Here is a 19,717-nt window from a genome sequence, read left to right as displayed (position 1 = left end):
ATTACTGCGTAATATTGAAATAGACAGGCCTGCTGATTTTGGAAAAATTAGGTGGGCTTTTATCGCGGTTGAGGCTTGCGGTAGCGTCTTCAAAAGATTAAGTGATGAAATTTATTCGAATTCATTTAGAATGGCGAAATAGCTCATCACGCAATTGGATAAAAGGTCATGTGGATAAAAAAAATAAAACAACTTGTTATACCGCTCGGGATTATTTTGCTGGCAATTGCCATATTTGTGTTTATGAAATCGACTAAACCTGAGCAGCCTCCGGTTCAAGTGCAGGAAAAGGTGTGGATGGTGGAGACCTTGGAAGCCCGATTTGAAAAATTGTCACCGGTACAAAGGCTTTATGGGCAAGTCGAATCAAATTCATTGGTTTCGGCATCGGCTCCGGTCGCTGCGGTGGTGGAGCAGGTTTGGGTCAAAGAGGGGGATGCGGTTAAAGCCGGAGATAAACTGGTGAGTTTGGATTTGCAGGACTTGGAGATTCCAGTGCAGCAGGCACGGGCGGAGGTGGCCGATATGCAAGCTCAATTACGTCTTGAACGTTTGGCTTATCAGGCCAATCTTGAGCGCCTGGCACATGAAAAGAAAGTGTTGGAGTTCAAGCGATCCGATGTGAAGCGAACTGAACGCCTATTGAAAAAAGACCTGACTTCATTGACGGTTTTGGAGCAGGCTAAAGAGGCGTTGGCCAAACAGGAATATGTGGTGGTGGGTGCCGAGTTGGCGGTGGAAGAACATAAATTGAAATCGCAACAGAATCAGGCGCGTTTGCAAAAGGCTCAGGCCGTTTTGGCTCAGGCTGAACTGAATCGACAGCGTGGATTGGTGGTGGCGCCTTATGATGGCAGGGTTTCAGCGGTGCCGGTGAGTGCTGGGGATCGGGTCAATGCCGGAGCCAGCTTGGTGCAGTATTACGGTCTGCAGAGTTTGGAGTTGCGGGCCAAGTTGCCGGTCAATGAGTTTGAAAGTGTCTATTCCCGTTTAAAGAAAGGCGATGCGGTCGAGGCGTTTTACTCAAAAGATGCTTTTGCTGAAGCGGTGCCGCTGAAATTGGAGCGCATTGCCGGGCAGGCCAGTACCAGCGGGGTGGATGTGTTCTTCAGTGTGCCGTCCAGTCTCAAGGGTGTGCGTCCGGGTGACTTGTTGGAGGTGGAGTTGCAGGGCGCGACTTATGATCAGGCGGTGTCAGTTCCTTACAGTGCGCTTTATGGCAGTGACCGAATCTATTTGGTTGAAGATGGACGACTGAAAGCGCAGACAGTGAAGGTGCTGGGTGACTTGAGTAAAAACGGTGCCTTATGGGCACTGATTGCTCCAAGCTTTGCGGAGGGTGCAAAAATCAGCGTGACCCATCTGCCTAATGCGATTAGTGGATTGAAAGTGACTGAGGTGTCTCAATGAGTTCGCATAATCCATCTTCTTCTGGTGCAGAGTCGCAAGAGACTCACAGTGCCACGCAACCGGATCAGGCGCTTGATCAGGATTACCATGTAAAGGAAAAGCCTTTTAAGTCTCACGGTTTGATTGGTGTGTTTGCACGCCATAAGGTGGCGCCTAACCTGTTGATGCTGGTCATGATTTTGATGGGTTTGGTCGCTCTAATGAAGTTGAACGTGCAGTTCTTCCCGAGTTTTGAGCTGGATTATGCCTCGGTTAGGGTGGTGTGGCCCGGAGCCAATGCCGAGGATGTGGAAAACAGTATTACCGATCCGATTGAGCGGGTATTGAGAAATCTGGACGGTTTGGAGGAGATGACCTCTACCTCTGCGTTGGGTTTGTCGAGTATCTCGCTTAAGTTCGAAGAGGGCACCGACATGATTGAGGCGCTGGATCAGATCAATCAGCGCATCAATGAATTGAGGAATTTACCGCAAGATTCGGAGCGGCCGATTATCGAGCGGGTGATTCGTTATGAGTCGATTGCCCGTCTGTTATTGATCAGCGAAAAAGGCAGTTTGGATGAGTTGAGGCCCTTGGTTCGCACTTTTGAACGCCAGTTATTGGATCGAGGTATCGATAAGATCAATTTCACCGGCTTGCCGACCGAGCAGATGTCGATCGAAATACCTCAGCAGGCGTTGGAGCATTACGGTCTGTCACTGGAACAGGTGGGCAATCAGGTGGCGAATATGAGTCGTGATTACCCGGCCGGTTCGGTAGGCGATAGCGACAGCGTTCGCGATATCCGTGCCTTGCAGCAGCGACGCACGGAAACCGAATTTGCGCAGATGCCTTTGGTGGTGAATGCCTCGGAGAATGTCTCGTTAGGTGAGGTTGGCCAAATTGAGCGTCAGCCGACCAAGGATTCACCCTATATTGAAGTGGACGGCAAGCCGGCCATTGAAATGCAATTGATGCGTGCGGAAAGCGGTGATACCTTGAAGTCGTCCAAGATAATGGATCAATGGTTGCAGGAAACACGGCCGACTTTACCCCAAGGGGTTGAACTCAAGGTTTATGATGAAACCTGGTCGCTGGTGAATCAGCGCATCATGCTGTTGGTCAATAACGGCATCGGCGGCTTGATTTTGGTGGTGTTGATTCTGTATATCTTTTTGAATGGCCGGGTGGCTTTTTGGATAGCGGTCGGGATTCCGGTTTCGTTTATGGCCACTTTGATGATCATGTATCTGGCCGGCGGAAGCATTAACATGGTCAGTTTGTTTGGCTTGATCATGGCGTTGGGGATCATTGTCGATGATGCGATAGTGGTGGGTGAAGACACCTTGGCCCATCATGAAATGGGGGAACCTCATCTGCAGGCTGCAGAAGGTGGTGCCTACCGCATGCTGGGCCCGGTTTCCGCCTCCTCTTTGACGACGGTTGCGGCCTTTTTGCCTTTGATGCTGATAGGTGGTGAAATCGGCAACATTCTGTTTGCTATCCCATTGGTGATCATCGCCGTCATTTTCGCGTCACTGATCGAGAGTTTTACCATTCTGCCCGGACATTTACGCCATGCCCTGAGTAAGGTCAAACCCGCCAAAGAGGGCAGTCTGCGTGATCGACTGGACAGGGGAATAGACCATCTGCGACATCATCAGTTCCGCATGATGATTCGCTGGGTGTTAAGAAATCGTGCCGTGACCTTGGCCAGTACCCTGGCATTGATGATTTTTGTGATTGGTTTGTTGGCTGGAGGGCGTTTGGGCTTTGTGTTTTTCCCGTCACCAGAGTCCACCAAAATTAATGCCGATGCGCGTTTTGTTTCCGGAACGCCAACCGAAGTCTCCAGTGCCTATGTAGAGCAGCTCTATCAGGCTTTGTTGGAAACCGAGAGGGAGCTGGAACCCGGTATTCTGAAAACCGCAGTGGTGCATTTCAATAAAACCAGTCGTCAAACCGGCCCCAATTTCAGTGGCATTAATATTGAGTTGGTGGAGCCTGATCAGCGAGAAACACGCAATGCGGAATTTATTCGAGTATGGCAACAAAAAGCGGGAGCGGTTTCCGGCTTGGATGTGTTGACCATGGAATCGCCGCGAGCGGGGCCGCCGGGAAGTGATCTGGATATCCGTCTGTGGGGTGCCGAGCCAATGAAATTGAAGCAGGCCTCTTTGGATTTGCAGGAAGTGCTGAGCCAGGTGGCAGGTGTCAGTGGCATTCGCGATGATTTGCCTTATGGCCGGGATCAGCTGGTATATCAATTGACGCCTCAAGGTAAGGCGTTAGGGTTGACCTATGTCTCTTTGGGGCGCCAGTTATCGGATGCTTTCTCAGGTCGCCTGGTGCAGATTTTTACCGATGAAGAGGACGAGGTGGAAGTCCGGGTGCAGTATCCTCGAGCCGAGCAGGCAACTCTGGCGACCATTAATCGCATGCAGGTGATGACGGCTTCTGGTGAGCGTGTGGCATTGAGTTCTGTGGCAAGCTGGCATACACAGCGAGGGTTTGATGTCATGCGCCATGTCGACGGTCAGCTTGCGGTGACGGTGGTCGGAGAGGTGGATAAAACCACCAATAATGCCAACCGAATTCTGGCGCAGTTGCAGCAAAGCACTTTGAAAGAGTTGGTGCAAAAATACGGGCTAAGCTATTCATTGGAAGGGCAAAGTGCCCGGCAGGCGGAAACTTTGGGGGATATGAAGATTGGCCTGTTGATGGGCTTGTCCATTATTTACATTGTGTTGGCGTGGATATTCAGTTCCTATGGATGGCCTTTGGTGGTCATGGCCGCGATTCCGTTTGGCTTGATCGGGGCGATCATGGGGCACTGGTGGCTTGGCTTGGACATGACCATATTGTCCCTGTTCGGGTTTTTCGGTCTCTCGGGTATTGTGGTCAACGATTCGATCATTCTGGTGAGTTTCTATAAACGCCTTCGCGAATCAGGGTTGGGGGTGAATGAGTCTCTGGAAGAGGCCGCCGTCCAAAGGGTTCGTGCGGTACTCTTAACGTCCTTGACGACCATTGCAGGGTTGACCCCCTTGCTGTTTGAAACCTCCTTGCAGGCGCAATTCTTGATTCCAATGGCGACGGCCATTGCGTTTGGCTTGATGTTTTCAACTTTTTTGATTCTATTAGTGATTCCTGCGCTCTTGTCGGTTTACGAACATACGTATGAGAAGGTGTCGGCTTTGAAGGACCGGCTTGTCATAAAAATTTCATAGCTAATATCCCTTGCCTTGAGCATGATATGTGATGTTTTGGACAAGTTGACTTTTTTGATATCGACTTGATGCGGCTCGGTTTTCAGATAGCCCTTGTTTTAATAGGGTGAGAGGATGTAACTCTATGATAAAACAAAGGGTTAGCAGAGCCGGAGAGCAGGTTTGGAATCCTAGCCTGTGTTAATAAATAGATAAGAAAACTTGATGATTTTGTTGTTTTAAGAGAGAATAATCGTCCAAATTTATATTGTAGAGCGAATTCGAGCAATATTCAGAGATGCCTTGAAGGATCTTTTTCGTTCTGCAGACACCGAATTTTTTACAAAGTTGAGGAAGTTGTATGACAACTCGTAGAGATCTTGCAAATGCTGTCCGTGCCTTGAGTATGGATGCTGTTCAAAAAGCAAATTCTGGTCACCCTGGTGCGCCAATGGGTATGGCGGACATCGCTGAAGTTCTGTGGAACAGCCACATGAAATATAACCCGACCAATGCAAACTGGGCTGATCGCGATCGTTTCGTATTGTCTAACGGTCACGGTTCAATGTTGATTTATTCACTATTGCACCTGACTGGTTTTGATTTGGGGATGGAAGATATCAAGCAGTTCCGTCAGTTACACGCTAAAACAGCGGGTCACCCTGAGTATGGTTATGCAGAAGGTATCGAAACGACTACGGGTCCTCTAGGGCAGGGTATTACCAATGCCGTAGGTATGGCGATTGCCGAACGCACTTTAGCGGCTAACTTCAACCGCCCAGGTCATAATATTGTTGACCACCACACTTATGTATTTATGGGTGACGGTTGTTTGATGGAAGGTCTTTCTCACGAAGCCGGTGCAATGGCAGGGACTTTGGGTCTTGGTAAGCTGATCGCTTTCTGGGATGACAACGATATTTCTATCGATGGCCATATCGGTGAATGGATGGAGCGCGATGTTGCAGCCCGTTTCGACTCGTACAACTGGCACGTGATTCGTGACGTTGACGGTCACGATGCAGAGGCCGTAAATAAGGCGATTGAAGAAGCTAAAGCGGTCACTGACAAGCCTTCTTTGATTTGTACTCGCACGATCATTGGTTTCGGTTCGCCAAACCTTTGCGGTTCTCATGACTGTCACGGTGCGCCTCTAGGGGATAAAGAGATCGCAGATGCACGTGAATTTTTGAACTGGCCTCATGCGCCATTTGAGATTCCTGATGAAATCTATGCCGGTTGGGATCACAAAGAACAAGGTGCAAAAGACGAAGCGGAGTGGAATACTCGTTTTGAAGCTTATCGTGCTGAGCACCCTGAATTGGCCGCTGAGTTCGAACGTCGCATGGCCGGTGAGTTGCCAACGAACTTTGAAAAAGAGATGGATAACTTCATCAAGCACACGCAAGAAGAGATGCCGAATATCGCTTCTCGTAAAGCGTCTCAAAACGCAATCGAAGCCATGGGTCCAATCTTGCCGGAAATGTTCGGTGGTTCGGCTGACTTGACCGGTTCTAACCTGACTAACTGGTCTGGTACCGTTAAGGTTAACTATGACAACGCAAATGGTAACTACCTGTCATGGGGTGTTCGTGAATTCGGTATGGCGCACATGATGAACGGTATGGTTCTGCACGGTGGCTTCAAAGTGTATGGTGCGACTTTCTTCATGTTCATGGAATTCATGCGTAATGCCTTGCGTATGTCAGCCTTGATGAAAATCGGCACAATCTATGTTTACACTCACGATTCAATCGGTTTGGGTGAAGATGGTCCGACTCACCAGCCGGTTGAGCAGTTGGCGACCATGCGTGTGATTCCAAACTTCCAGACTTGGCGTGCTTGTGATGCGATCGAAGCGGCAGTTTCCTGGAAAATTGCGATGATGCGTAACGATGCACCAACCGCATTGGTCTTCTCACGTCAGAACCTAACTCCTATGGCTCGTACTGAAGAACAGGTTAAGAACATCGAGAAGGGTGGTTACGTATTGAAAGATTGTGAAGGTACGGCTGACATCATCTTCATCGCGACCGGTTCTGAAGTTGGTTTGGCGGTAGAAGCCGCAGCCGCAATGGATAAGAAGGTTCGTGTTGTTTCTATGCCTTCTACTTGTGCATTCGACACTCAGGACCAAGCTTATAAGGATTCTGTATTGACTCCTGGTGTTAAGCGCGTTGCGATTGAAGCGGGTGTGGCTGAATCTTGGTACAAGTATGTCGGTCTAGAAGGTGGCATCGTTTGCATGAAGACCTTTGGTGAATCTGCGCCGGCAGGCGAACTGTTCAAAGAGTTCGGCTTCACAGTAGAGAACGTTGTAGCAACTGCAAATGCGGTTTTGGCTAAGTAATAGATTTTAGTTTTCCAGGCCTGGAAATGAGCAGGCCTGGTCATTTTAGGAGTAAAAAAAGATGACAATTAAAGTTGGTATCAATGGTTTCGGCCGTATCGGTCGTATGGCTTTCCGCGCAGCGGCAAAAGACTTCAAGAACATTGAAGTTGTTGCAATTAACGATCTTCTAGATCCTGAATACCTAGCTTACATGCTTAAGTATGATTCTGTTCACGGTCGTTTTGACGGTACTGTTGAAGTTAAAGACGGTAATTTGATTGTTAACGGTAAAACCATCCGTATCACAGCGGAACGTAACCCTGCTGATCTAGCTTGGTCTGATGTAGGCGCTGACTTAGTAATCGAATGTACTGGTTTCTTCTTGACCGAAGAATCTTGTCAGGCGCACATCGATGCGGGTGCTAAGAAAGTTGTTCAGTCAGCTCCTTCTAAGGATCACACTCCAATGTTCGTATATGGTGTTAACCATAACGAATATGCAGGTCAGGCAATCGTTTCTGCAGCTTCTTGTACAACTAACGGTTTGGCGCCAGTTGCTAAAGTTCTTAACGATAACTTCGGTATCAAACGTGGTTTGATGACGACTGTTCACGCTGCAACAGCAACTCAGAAAACGGTTGATGGTCCTTCTATGAAAGACTGGCGCGGTGGTCGTGGTATCCTTGAGAACATCATCCCGTCTTCAACCGGTGCCGCTAAAGCGGTAGGTAAAGTATTGCCTGCTCTTAACGGTAAGTTGACTGGTATGGCGTTCCGTGTGCCTACTTCTGATGTTTCGGTTGTTGACCTGACGGTTGAGCTAGAAAAAGAAACGTCTTATGAAGACATCTGTGCGGCGATGAAAAAAGCCTCTGAAGGCGAAATGGCCGGTGTTCTAGGTTACACAGAAGAAGCAAACGTTTCGACTGACTTCCGTGGTGATTCTCACCCATCTATCTTTGACGCTAAAGCTGGTATCGCTCTAGATCCTACTTTCGTTAAAGTGGTTGCTTGGTATGACAACGAGTATGGCTACACTTGTAACATGATGAGAGTAGTAGAACACGTCGGAAAGTAATCGTTTTCTGAGTTCATTAGCAACTTCATTTCTGCGTTGTCTTTCGGTTGTGTACACATGTACACGCCCTCTATCCGCCTTGAACTGAAGTCACTACTGAACCCAGAAATTCGATTATTTAAATTTAAGGGGGGATTATTCCTTCCTTAAATTAAATTTTCTTATCCGTATTTGTAGCCAAACGGGTTGCGAGTATCGAAAAGTAAGTTTAATTACCTTAAATCTAACGCCTCTCCGATTCTTGGAGGTGGCTTTTAAACCATAAAAGAGGACTTATTATGTCTGTAATTAAGATGTCTGATCTAGACCTAGCTGGTAAGCGCGTATTGATTCGTGAAGATTTAAACGTGCCAGTTAAAGACGGTAAAGTAACTTCTGATGCGCGTATCCGCGCTTCACTTCCTACGATCAAAATGGCTTCAGAAGCCGGGGCTAAAGTCATGCTTATGTCTCACTTGGGTCGTCCTACCGAAGGTGAATATGCAGCAGAGTTCTCTTTGGCTCCAGTTGCCGCCGACCTGTCTGCTAAGTTGGGTAAAGAAGTACGTCTTGTTAAAGATTATCTAGATGGTAACTTCGATATCGCAGACGGCGACGTAGTACTGCTTGAAAACGTACGTTTTAACGTTGGCGAAAAGAAAAACGACGAAGCTCTATCTAAGCAGTACGCAGCTTTGTGTGATGTTTATGTAATGGATGCTTTCGGTACGGCGCACCGTGCCCAAGCTTCTACTCACGGTGCCGGAGCTTTTGCCGACACGGCTTGTGCCGGTCCTTTGCTTGCAGCAGAATTGGACGCGCTTGGTAAAGCTTTGAATAATCCTGCTCGTCCAATGGTAGCAATCGTTGGTGGTTCTAAAGTTTCTACTAAGCTGACAGTTCTTGAATCTCTATCTGAGAAAGTGGATCAGTTGGTTGTAGGTGGTGGTATCGCCAACACCTTCATCGAAGCAGCCGGTTACAATGTGGGTAAATCTTTGTCTGAAAGCGATTTGGTTCCAACCTGTAAGAAGTTGAATGAAATCATGGAAGGTCGCGGCGCGGCTATTCCATTGGCATCTGATGTGGTATGCGGTAAAGAATTCTCTGAGTCTGCGGCTGCCGAAACCAAGAATGTTTCCGAAGTAGCGGATGATGACATGATTTTCGATATCGGACCGGATTCTGCAGCTGAATTGGCTGACATCATCAAAAACGCTGGTACTGTTGTTTGGAACGGTCCGGTTGGTGTTTTCGAATTCGATCAGTTTGGTGAAGGAACCAAAGCCATCTCTATGGCGATTGCAGAATCAAACGCATTCTCTATCGCAGGTGGTGGGGATACTTTGGCGGCTATCGATAAATACGACATCGCCGATCAGGTTTCTTACATCTCTACCGGTGGTGGAGCTTTCCTTGAGTTCTTGGAAGGCAAAAAACTACCTGCTGTTGAAATGTTAGAAAAAGCAGCAGCAAAGTAAGATTTAGTTTCGACTGAATCAAGGGGTCTGGTTGGTCAAACTGACCAGGCCTGTTTAATTTAAACAAAACTTTCTTATTTATACTTGTAAATAGTGGAATACACCAAAGGGTGCCTCGGTAAGTAAACTCAATAGCACACAGCAGCCAAAAGACTTGGCTGTATCGACGGGTGTTAGGATTGCAGTTTATTTCGCGAGACATCTTTCCTGTATGAATAAGGGTTACATTCTAGAAAGGTAAAAAAATTTATGCCATCAGGTTTAAGAAGAACAAAAATTGTTGCAACATTGGGGCCGGCTACGGATCGTGAAGGTGAGTTAGAGCGTTTAATTAAAGCAGGTGTGGACGTTGTTCGTATCAATATGTCACACGGTATCGCGGACGAGCACAAGGCGCGTGCGCAAGCGGTGCGTGATCTGGCCGAAAAATTCGATCATGAAGTCGGTGTTTTGGTTGACCTTCAAGGCCCTAAAATCCGTATTGCACGTTTTGCTGAAGATAAGGTCTTTTTGGAAACCGGTGATAAGTTTTCATTGGATAACAATGTCGGCAAAAACGACGGTAACCAGCATGAAGTCGGTTTGACTTATAAAAACCTGCCTTATGACGTGAAGCCGGGTGACAAGCTGTTGTTGGATGACGGACGTTTGGTGTTCGAAGTCGATAACGTTGAAGGCGAGCGTGTTAACTGCACGGTTGTGGTCGGTGGAACCCTGTCAAACAATAAAGGGATTAACCTGCAAGGTGGTGGCTTGTCTGCCGCCGCTTTGACCGACAAGGACAAAGAAGACATTATTACTGCCGCTGAAATGAATGCCGATTATTTGGCACTTTCTTTCCCGCGTTCGGCAGAAGATGTTGAATATTGCCGTTCTTTGGCGCAGCAGGCGGGCTTGAACTGCAGCATTGTATCCAAAGTTGAACGTGCCGAAGCGGTGGCGGATGATGAAACCCTGGATGGGATTATCCTGGCTTCGGATGTCATTATGATTGCCCGTGGAGACTTGGGTGTGGAAGTGGGCGATGCCCAGTTGCCTGCTCTGCAGAAAAAGATGATTAAACGTTCTCGTCAGCTTAATCGCGTCACCATTACTGCGACTCAGATGATGGAAACCATGATAGAAAACGCGATCCCGACTCGTGCGGAAGTGTTTGATGTGGCCAACGCCGTGATGGACGGAACTGATGCGGTAATGCTGTCAGGTGAGACCGCCACAGGTAAATCGCCAAGTTTGGTCGTTGAGACCATGGGACGTATTTGCCGCGAAGCTGAAAAGGCACGTTCTACGCGTGAGTCTACACACCGTATTGACGAATCCTTTACCGCAGTGGATGAAACCATTGCAATGGCAACCATGTATGCGGCTAACCATTTTGGTGTGAAATGTATCGCGGCTTTGACGGAATCAGGAAATACGCCTTTATTGATGTCTCGCATCAGTTCGGGCATGCCGATCATCGCCTTGACGCCTCATTTGGATACACGTCGTAAGGTCACGTTGTTCCGAGGTGTCTATCCGTCTTCCGTTGATTACACCGGACTTTCGGATGAAGAGATTCAGGACATGATCATTAACCGTATCAAAGCCTTTGGGATTGCCAAGGAAGGTGACTTGCTCATTCTGACACGTGGAGAGGCGCGTGGTTTGATGGGTGGAACCAACCGTATGGAAATTGTAAAAGTCCCTTAATTTAAAAGGGATTTGGCGCTCTGAATTATTATTTGGAACGCCTTGAAAAGCTTGTTAGAATAGCGAAATTATTTTTTGAAAACCAACTAGAGGAGTCTCGCACATGGCGATGATTACACTTCGTGAATTAATGGACTACGCAGCAGAAAACAACTTCGGTATGCCTGCGTTTAACGTAAACAACATGGAACAAGTACGTGCAATCATGCGCGCAGCTGATGCTTGTGACTCTCCAGTTATCCTTCAGGGTTCTGCAGGTGCACGTAAGTATGCTGGTGAGCCAATGTTGCGTCACATGGTTGCCGCAGCGGTTGAAATGTATCCACATATCCCGGTTGTTATGCACCAGGATCACGGTTCTGATGTAGGTGTATGTTTGCGTGCTATCCAGTCTGGTTTTACATCGGTCATGATGGATGGTTCTTTGGAAGCGGACATGAAAACCCCTGCTTCTTATGAATACAATTCAGGTATCACCGCTGAAGTCGTTAAGATCGCTCACGCGGGTGGTGTTTCTGTTGAGGGTGAGCTAGGGTGCCTAGGTTCACTTGAGACTGGTAAAATGGGTGAAGAAGATGGTCACGGTTCTGATGAAGAGCTAGATCACTCAATGCTTTTGACTGACCCTGAAGAAGCGGCTCAGTTCGTAAAAGATACCAATGTTGACTGTTTGGCGGTTGCTGTTGGTACGTCTCACGGTGCTTACAAGTTTACTTCTAAGCCTTCTGATGACGTTCTTAAGATCGACCAGATCGCTAAGATCCACAAGCGTATCCCTGATACTCACATCGTAATGCACGGTTCTTCTTCTGTACCTGAAGAGTGGTTGGAAATCATTAACAACTACGGTGGTGATATGGGGCAAACTTACGGTGTGCCTGTTGAAGCAATCGTTGAAGGGATCAAGCACGGTGTTCGTAAGGTTAATATCGATACTGACCTACGTATGGCCTCTACGGGTGCAATCCGTAAGCACCTTGCTGAAAACACTTCAAACTTCGATCCACGTAAATTCTTCAATGCAGCTGAAAACGCTATGATGGAAATCTGTAAAGCGCGTTTTGAAGCATTTGGTTGTGCGGGTCATGCTTCTAAGATCAAGTCTGTTGGTCTTGAAGAGATGCAAGCACGTTATGCTGCTGGTTCACTGGATCAAACTGTTCGTTAATCGATACGGTTTAATTCGTGATCTAAAAAGCCCGCTATATGCGGGCTTTTTTATTTTTAAAGATTGGGGTGAGGGCTATGTGTATTGTCATTATCGGATTACTGCTGCTGTTATTGTATTACTCAGATTCACTTCTACAGAGTTTGCAGTTGTCAGAAACAATTGGTCAAAATGTGATCGTGATAGCGGAAGGTTGGGAGATTGTACAAGCGATTTGGCCGTTTGCTTTGTTTGCGTTTATGAGCGGTGTGCTGGTTGTGCTTTTAGCCTTGCGTTTAAAGTCGATGTTGCATGAGGCTAAACAGAGCAAAGAAAAATAAAATAGCCAGGCCTGTCTTTAACCTGGCTTAAATTCATTCGAGCATTATTCTAAGCGACATTATTGGTCATTAAACCACGTCTGATATCAGCCACAACATCACTGTCCATCATCAACTCGTCTATCCCATCTTGTAAATAATCTCGCCCTTCTTGGCCACAATATGCGCCCAATGAGACTTCGCTGACGATAGCGTTTGATATCTTGAGTATGGCAACCATGGCGCGAACCCTATCCTGTTGAATGCGTGAACAGCTGGCATTGTGATGGAGCATGATGGCGCTGAGCATGTCCACGGGTAAACGCCATTTTTGTCCAAGCAAAACGCCAACCATACAGTGGTTGGTATCCAACTTTTCTTCTTCTGTTGCAATCACGGAGATGGGGTTGCTGAGGGATTGGGAGAAAAGTTTTGCATAGTCCTTTCCAAGTTTAGAGGCGAGCATCATGGCCCCGCCATTATGAAACAATCCAAGCAGGTAAGCCTGATCTCGGCTGATGCCGTCTACCCAGTCTGAAAGTTCCGCTGCACAATAGGCCACATCGATTGAATGTTCCAATATCTCCGTAAAAGTGGAGTCGGCTGAAAAGATATTTTTGAGTGCGGCCGCCAGCACCAAATTTTGCAGGTTGACGAATCCTAAAGCATCTACCGCATCCTTGATGCCGGTTGCAGGTGTTTTCAGTCTCATCGCTTTGGAGTTGGCGATTCGTAATACCTCGCCGGACAGCTTGGTATTCTGTTGAATGATATGAACAATGTTTTGCGTATTGGGAAATTTGTGGTTCAGCTCCTGTTGAAGTTCAAGTACTTCTTTGGGCATGTCCGGAATTTTGACGCCTTGAATGGCGCCCATCGCGCGCTTGAGTTTTTGCTGCATGGAGGAAGTACCTGAATTACTATCTTGGGAAAAAATTGTATTTTAACTTTTCATCTCTATGAAAGTTTCAAAAGCTTTTGATGACAGTATAAGAAAGCATCTGGTTATTCTGAAAGTAATAGATTAATCAGGGCTGTCGAAACTTCAGTGGGTGTGAGTTGTGTCTGATATGGGGTGTGGTAAATCGGGGCATCGGTAAAATCCTCCAGACCTAAGCTGTAGTGGCTGTTGGGGCTGAGTTGATTAACGACCACCGCTTTAAGGTCTAGCCCGGCATTACCAATGGCTTCTATGCTCAGCAGGGCGTGGTTGATGCAGCCGAGACGATCTCCTACGACCAGAATGACGGGCAATCCTAGTTGTTTGGCCAGGTCTGAATTGAGGCCGTCACTGGCGATGGGGGAATAAAAGCCTCCCGCACCTTCAACCAAGGTAATGGCATTTTTTTCAAAGATAATATTGCTGGCCAAATCTTCTATGGAGATATGTTCATTGGATTGAGAAATGGCCAGTTGCGGGGAGATAGCTGCTTCAAAACGAAAGGGGCAGATTTGTTCAAGTGTATATAAGGATTGGCAGGCCTGTTGTAAAAACAAGGCATCTTCACTGAGCAAGGTGTTATTGTTTGGACGGATGCAGCCGGATGCAATGGGTTTGTAGGGAATGACCTGGTGACCCAATTTGACTAGGGTATGTCCGATGCATCCGCTCACATGGGTTTTGCCGATCTCTGTGTCGGTGCCGGTGACAAAAAAGCCTTTGCTCATGATCGACATAAATTCGTTAGGGTGCCAGTCTGTATTGAGTGTATTGATTCATCACAGGTTTTCGGTCAAGCGCGCTTGAGCTTCCTGGTATTTTTCAAGGGTTTTAAATACCACGTCTTCCGGCAATTCAGGTGGAGTTGAATTCTTATCCCAGTCCAGTGACTCCAGATAATCGCGAATGTATTGCTTGTCGAAGCTTTCCGGGTTTTTGCCGACCTCGTATTTTGAGGCAGGCCAGAAACGTGAACTGTCAGGCGTCAAGGCTTCGTCGATCAGGTAGATGGTGCCATTTTCATCTTCGCCAAATTCAAATTTGGTATCAGCGATGATGATGCCACGTTCCAGAGCGAAATTGGCCGCAAACTCATATAGTTTCAAACTTAAGTCGCGCACCGCTTCCGCTTTATGTTGCCCCATGATCTCAATGAGTTGGTCAAAACTGATGTTTTCATCGTGTTCGCCCACTGCGGCTTTGGTGGAGGGAGTAAAAAGTGGCGTCGGAAGTTTTTGTGCTTTTTTCAACCCTTCTTCTAGTGGGATGCCGCATACGCTGTGTTTTTTCTTGTATTCTTTCCATCCTGAACCTACCAGGTAGCCTCGCACAATCGCCTCAACCGGAAGGGGTTTAAGTTTACGCACAATCATGCCGCGACCATCCAGTTGTTTGAGTTCGTCTGGTGTGAGGTAATCGGCCAGGCTGATGTTGGTCACCAGTTGGTTGGGTAGGATGTCCTGGGTCTTTTTCATCCAGAATTGCGCAGTCTCTGTCAGGATGCGACCTTTACCCGGTATGGCCGTCGGTAGGATGGCATCAAATGCAGAAATGCGATCCGTGGTGACAATCAAAAGGTGCTGATCATCAATGTCGTAGATGTCACGCACCTTTCCTTTGCTGATTAAAGGCAGGCTGGTTAAGTTCGATTCGTATAATGGTTGCATGGACATTTCCTAACGATGTAATCAGTTGTCTTTGGGTTTGCGTACTGGAGGATATGGCATGTTGATATGGCCGTATCGCAGAATCAGTACCGCAATCGAAATGAGGGTAATGGTAAATCCAATGGCAAGCATTTGCCACTCGGTCAAATCCTTGAGGTCTAGGATAAGGTAACGCGCCAGTGCGACAATGGCGATGTATAAGGGCAAGCGAATCGGAAGTTTGCCTGACTCCAAGTAGATCGCAACCATAGCCAGGACTTCAAGGTAAAGGAATAAAAGCAGCAAGTCGCCGAGGGTGACTTCACGAATTTCGATCATTCCGCTGACTTCCATCGCGCCGGCATAGATGGTCGCTATGGCGATCACCGTCAAGCCTACAAATTCGGCCAAATGGATGAGTTTGCTTAAGAGTTCTTGTTGAAAACTCTTGACGTATTTGGGCTCTGCTCTCAAGTCGTCTTTGTTTGGGTCACTGTTCATGCTGGTCACTCACCGTATAGTCGCCGTTAATGTTTCATCCACTTATCTTCAGGCCAGAAAATAAGCGCTCGGAGCGATGCTTTTTTTTGCCCATTTTAAAGGATACTGTTAAAATGCACGAATTAATTTTCAAAAAATTTAATTAAGGAACAAGTAGTATGGCTAAGCAAGAAAACTGGATCGCTCCATCGATTCTATCAGCTGACTTTGCGCAGTTGGGTAAAGATGTTAAGGATGTGTTGGCGGCAGGGGCTGACGTAGTGCATTTTGATGTTATGGATAACCATTACGTGCCTAACTTGACGATTGGGCCTTTGGTCTGTGAATCATTGAAGAACTACATGGTAAAAGAAGACCTTAAGGCGCCAATCGATGTGCATTTGATGGTGAAGCCAGTTGATCAGTTGATTGGTGATTTTGCTTCAGCCGGTGCGGATTTCATTACCTTCCATCCGGAAGCTTCCGAGCACATTGACCGTTCATTGCAGTTGATCAAGGCGCAAGGCTGTAAGGCCGGCTTGGTGTTTAACCCAGCTACCCCTTTGAGCCATCTTGAACATGTTATGGACAAAATCGACATGATTTTGATTATGTCGGTTAACCCAGGTTTCGGTGGCCAGGCATTTATTGAGCAGGCTTTGGAGAAGCTGCGTACCGCTCGTCAGTTGATCGATGCCTCCGGCCGTGATATTCGTCTTGAAATTGACGGTGGGGTTAAAGTCGAGAATATCGCAGAAGTGGCGGCGGCGGGTTGTGATACGTTCGTATCCGGTTCCGGAATTTTTGGTAATGCCAATGCCTCTGATGCAAACCGTTATGACAGCATCATCAAGCAAATGCGTGAAGAGCTCGCCAAAGCTTAAAACCCGATAAGACAGCTTGTTTACGGTTATCTGCAAAACGCTGAGGAGTTTTTGGCCTCGGCGTTTTGTTGTATTGGGAATACGATAATGTGAGTTCTTGGCGTAAGCCAAGGGCTCAATTTAGAATTCAAGAGAGAATTATGGAAAAGTTAAAACCTGGGTTTGTTCTGTTCGATTTGGATGGGACTTTGATTGACAGTGTGCCGGATCTGGCTTATTGCGTTGATGAGATGATGAAACAGTTGGGCATGCCGGTGCGCGGAGAAGATGCGGTGCGCAACTGGGTGGGCAATGGCGTTGAGCGTCTGACCGAACGCGCCTTGATCAACGCTGTGGACGGTGAGCCCGATCCGGAATTGATGGCTAAGGCTTATCCGATTTTCCTGGAGTTGTATAAAGATAATACCTCCCAACGCAGTTGTGTCTATGAAGGTGTTATTGAGGGCATCGAATGGGTCAAGGCCCAGGGATATCGTGTGGCTTGTGTCACTAACAAGGCCGAGGCTTTCACCATCCCGCTTTTGAAAGACAAGGGACTGCATGATTATTTTGAAGTCATCGTCAGTGGCGATACCTGTGCGGAAAAGAAACCGCACCCGATGCCATTGCTTTATGCCGCAGAACAATTGGGCGTTGAGCCTGAAAACGCCCTGATGGTGGGGGATTCCAAATCGGATGTTAAAGCGGCGCGAGCAGCCGGATTCCATATCTTTTGCATGACCTACGGTTACAACCATGGTGAAGACATCCGTGACTATGAACCCGATGTGGTAATGGATTCCTTTGCAGAATTTCCAAACTACCTGCAGGCTAAGGCATAATTGTAAGGGGTTGATGTTTGAAAATGAGCAGGCCTGCTCATTTTCGACATGAATATCAACGGATGAGAGATGTGTACTAACAGGTGAACATTATGGCTTTTATGAAAGCGCTGTTACTAGAGATTTTTCGTCCATTAATCTGTGCATTGTCCGGAATCAAACGGGCGATGTTGTTTAGAAAACTGACCAAGGCAAAACAAAATCATGAGTGATGCGCTCTTTGCAAAATTGGCACAACAGGGTTACAACCGCGCGCCGGTAATGCGCACGGTTCTATCGGATTACGACACGCCATTGAGTGTGTATCACAAGTTGGCCAAAGCCCCTTATTCCTACCTGTTTGAATCGGTGCAGGGGGGCGACAAGTGGGGACGTTACTCAATCATCGGCTTACCCTGCCAGCGACGTTTATTGATCCGCGGACAACAGATTCAGGAATGGAACGGTTCCGAGCTGGTGCAGCAGCAAGTGGCGGACGATCCGTTGGCTTGGATCGAAGCCTATCAGAACCAGTTCAAAGTTATAGAACAACCAGGCCTGCCGGTTTTCAATGGCGGATTAGTGGGCTATTTTGGCTACGATACGGTGCGTTATGTGGAAGAGCGCCTTAAGAAAAGCATGCCGCAACAAGATGATATTGGAGCGCCTGACATTGAGTTGCTGGTCTCTGAAGAGTTGGTGGTGTTTGATAATTTGAGCGGTCAGGTGCATGTCATTGTGCATGCCGACTTGTCACAAGCCGATGCCTATTCTCGAAGTCAGGCGCGTTTGGATGAGTTGCAGGCTTTGTTGAGCGAATCTATGCCTATACCGGTAGACGAACCGAGTGGCCGTACAGTCGATGAAAAAGACTTTGTTTCCAGTTTTGGTGAGGAGGCTTTCAAGCAGGCTGTCGCCAAAATCAAAGAGTATATCTTTGCCGGTGATGCTATGCAGGTGGTCATTTCCCAGCAGATGTCCTTGCCGTATGACGAAGCGCCGATAGACCTGTACCGAGCGTTGCGTTATTTGAATCCTTCACCATATATGTTTTTTATCGATATGGGGGACCTGCAAGTGGTCGGTTCATCCCCGGAAATCCTGGTGCGTCTTGAGGATAACCAGGTCACTGTTCGGCCGATTGCTGGAACCCGGCGCCGCGGCTTGACTCCTGAACAAGACCAGTCTTTGGAACAGGATTTGTTAAACGACCCGAAAGAGGTTGCCGAACATTTGATGCTGATTGATTTGGGGCGTAATGACGTTGGCCGTATCGCCGAAGTCGGTTCGGTGGACTTGACTGAGAAAATGGTGGTGGAACGTTATTCCCATGTGATGCACATCGTTTCCAATGTCAATGGCATTGCCAAACCGGGAATGACGGCCATGGATGTATTGCGCGCGACCTTCCCCGCCGGAACCGTATCGGGCGCGCCTAAAATCCGTGCGATGGAAATCATTGATGAATTTGAGCCGGTGAAACGCGGCATCTATTCCGGTGCGGTGGGGTACCTGGGTTGGCACGGCAATATGGATACCGCCATTGCCATCAGAACGGCGGTCATTAAAGATCACCGCTTGTTTGTGCAGGCGGGGGCTGGAATTGTGGCCGATTCGGTACCTCAGTCCGAATGGGATGAAACCATGAACAAGGGTCGGGCTATTTTCCGAGCCGCACAATTCGTTGCAGAAGGCCTGCAAACTCAAAACCCGGATGTCGGGCATCGTTAAATAGGTAAGGGCATAAGACTATGTTGTTGATGATTGATAATTACGATTCGTTTACCTATAACATCGTGCAGTATTTCGGTGAGTTGGGTCAACAGGTTGAGGTGCATCGTAATGACCAGATAACCTTGGAACAGATTCAAACAATGGATCCCGAGTTTCTAGTGATCTCCCCGGGACCGTGTACACCGACCGAGGCCGGTGTTTCGGTTGAAGCGATCAAACATTTTGCTGGCAAGATTCCAATTATGGGGGTCTGTTTAGGCCATCAGGCGATTGGACAGGCGTTTGGCGGAAAGATTGTGCGCGCCAAACAGGTCATGCACGGTAAAACGTCGCCGGTATATCACCATAATGTCGGCATGTTCACAGGTCTGCCCAATCCGGTACAGACAACCCGCTATCACTCATTGGTCATTGAACAGGACAGCTTGCCGGATTGCCTAGAGGTCACAGCTTGGACTCAAGATGATCAGGGTCACTTGGATGAAATTATGGGAGTTCGCCATAAAACCCTCCCGATTGAAGGGGTGCAATTTCACCCGGAGTCTATTTTGACGGAGCAAGGTCATCAGATGTTGCAGAACTTTTTAGACCAGAAATAATCAGCGA

The 19,717-nt window shown here is 47.6% G+C and carries 16 protein-coding genes; 12 read left to right on the top strand and 4 right to left on the bottom strand.

All coding sequences use genetic code 11. The annotated features are described in order from the left end of the window. Positions 1-216 precede the first annotated feature (216 nt). The 8 genes from B076_RS0110765 to B076_RS12755 all read left to right on the top strand — a co-directional run bounded on the left by B076_RS0110765 (position 217) and on the right by B076_RS12755 (position 12,648). Positions 217-1,410, top strand: a complete 1,194-nt coding sequence (locus tag B076_RS0110765; RefSeq protein WP_245566353.1) for an efflux RND transporter periplasmic adaptor subunit — start codon at positions 217-219, stop codon at positions 1,408-1,410. Further along, positions 1,407-4,619 (top strand): efflux RND transporter permease subunit, encoded by a 3,213-nt coding sequence (locus tag B076_RS12760; RefSeq protein ID WP_084205764.1) that lies wholly within the window; start codon positions 1,407-1,409, stop codon positions 4,617-4,619. Before B076_RS0110765 ends, B076_RS12760 begins: the two co-directional genes overlap by 4 nt. A gap of 340 nt (positions 4,620-4,959) precedes the next feature. Continuing rightward, positions 4,960-6,948 carry a transketolase gene (gene tkt, locus B076_RS0110755; protein ID WP_028487323.1) on the top strand — a complete coding sequence of 663 codons (1,989 nt, stop codon included), beginning with the start codon at positions 4,960-4,962 and terminating at the stop codon, positions 6,946-6,948. Positions 6,949-7,009: 61 nt separating this feature from the next. Next, entirely contained in the window at positions 7,010-8,008 is a 999-nt protein-coding gene (gene gap, locus B076_RS0110750) for a type I glyceraldehyde-3-phosphate dehydrogenase (protein ID WP_028487322.1), read from the top strand. A 278-nt stretch (positions 8,009-8,286) separates the two neighbouring features. After that, positions 8,287-9,468, top strand: coding sequence for a phosphoglycerate kinase (locus tag B076_RS0110745; protein ID WP_028487321.1), 1,182 nt, complete (start codon positions 8,287-8,289; stop codon positions 9,466-9,468). Between the two features lie 249 nt (positions 9,469-9,717). Then, positions 9,718-11,160, top strand: a complete 1,443-nt coding sequence (pyk, locus tag B076_RS0110740) for a pyruvate kinase (RefSeq protein WP_028487320.1) — start codon at positions 9,718-9,720, stop codon at positions 11,158-11,160. A gap of 103 nt (positions 11,161-11,263) precedes the next feature. Beyond that, positions 11,264-12,328: a class II fructose-bisphosphate aldolase gene (fba, locus tag B076_RS0110735; protein ID WP_028487319.1), complete on the top strand. Its 1,065-nt coding sequence runs from the start codon at positions 11,264-11,266 to the stop codon at positions 12,326-12,328. Positions 12,329-12,405: 77 nt separating this feature from the next. Continuing rightward, positions 12,406-12,648 (top strand): hypothetical protein, encoded by a 243-nt coding sequence (locus B076_RS12755; RefSeq protein WP_157753557.1) that lies wholly within the window; start codon positions 12,406-12,408, stop codon positions 12,646-12,648. Between the two features lie 49 nt (positions 12,649-12,697). Here B076_RS12755 and B076_RS0110725 read toward each other — a convergent pair whose 3' ends face one another. The 4 genes from B076_RS0110725 to B076_RS0110710 all read right to left on the bottom strand — a co-directional run bounded on the left by B076_RS0110725 (position 12,698) and on the right by B076_RS0110710 (position 15,714). Further along, positions 12,698-13,528 carry an HDOD domain-containing protein gene (locus tag B076_RS0110725; protein WP_028487318.1) on the bottom strand — a complete coding sequence of 277 codons (831 nt, stop codon included), beginning with the start codon at positions 13,526-13,528 and terminating at the stop codon, positions 12,698-12,700. A 104-nt stretch (positions 13,529-13,632) separates the two neighbouring features. Then, complete coding sequence (gene bioD, locus B076_RS12750; RefSeq protein ID WP_245566352.1) at positions 13,633-14,295, bottom strand: dethiobiotin synthase; 663 nt, start codon at positions 14,293-14,295, stop codon at positions 13,633-13,635. Positions 14,296-14,346: 51 nt separating this feature from the next. Next, a complete protein-coding gene (locus B076_RS0110715) occupies positions 14,347-15,234 on the bottom strand; it encodes a phosphoribosylaminoimidazolesuccinocarboxamide synthase (RefSeq protein WP_028487317.1) in 888 nt (295 codons plus the stop codon). A gap of 21 nt (positions 15,235-15,255) precedes the next feature. After that, positions 15,256-15,714 (bottom strand): phosphate-starvation-inducible protein PsiE, encoded by a 459-nt coding sequence (locus tag B076_RS0110710; protein ID WP_084205762.1) that lies wholly within the window; start codon positions 15,712-15,714, stop codon positions 15,256-15,258. Positions 15,715-15,872: 158 nt separating this feature from the next. Here B076_RS0110710 and rpe point away from each other — a divergent pair, with 158 nt between their 5' ends. From rpe to B076_RS0110685, 4 genes are all read left to right on the top strand, one after another. Next, positions 15,873-16,577 (top strand): ribulose-phosphate 3-epimerase, encoded by a 705-nt coding sequence (rpe, locus tag B076_RS0110705; protein WP_028487315.1) that lies wholly within the window; start codon positions 15,873-15,875, stop codon positions 16,575-16,577. Positions 16,578-16,717: 140 nt separating this feature from the next. Beyond that, positions 16,718-17,398, top strand: a complete 681-nt coding sequence (locus tag B076_RS0110700; protein ID WP_028487314.1) for a phosphoglycolate phosphatase — start codon at positions 16,718-16,720, stop codon at positions 17,396-17,398. Positions 17,399-17,602: 204 nt separating this feature from the next. Further along, positions 17,603-19,108 (top strand): anthranilate synthase component I, encoded by a 1,506-nt coding sequence (gene trpE, locus B076_RS0110690; RefSeq protein WP_028487313.1) that lies wholly within the window; start codon positions 17,603-17,605, stop codon positions 19,106-19,108. A 20-nt stretch (positions 19,109-19,128) separates the two neighbouring features. Next, positions 19,129-19,710 (top strand): anthranilate synthase component II, encoded by a 582-nt coding sequence (locus tag B076_RS0110685; RefSeq protein ID WP_028487312.1) that lies wholly within the window; start codon positions 19,129-19,131, stop codon positions 19,708-19,710. Positions 19,711-19,717 lie beyond the last annotated feature (7 nt).

Origin of the sequence: Thiomicrorhabdus chilensis DSM 12352, assembly GCF_000483485.1 — a bacterium.
Lineage (GTDB): Bacteria > Pseudomonadota > Gammaproteobacteria > Thiomicrospirales > Thiomicrospiraceae > Thiomicrorhabdus > Thiomicrorhabdus chilensis.
This window is presented reverse-complemented; position numbering and strand designations above follow the sequence as displayed.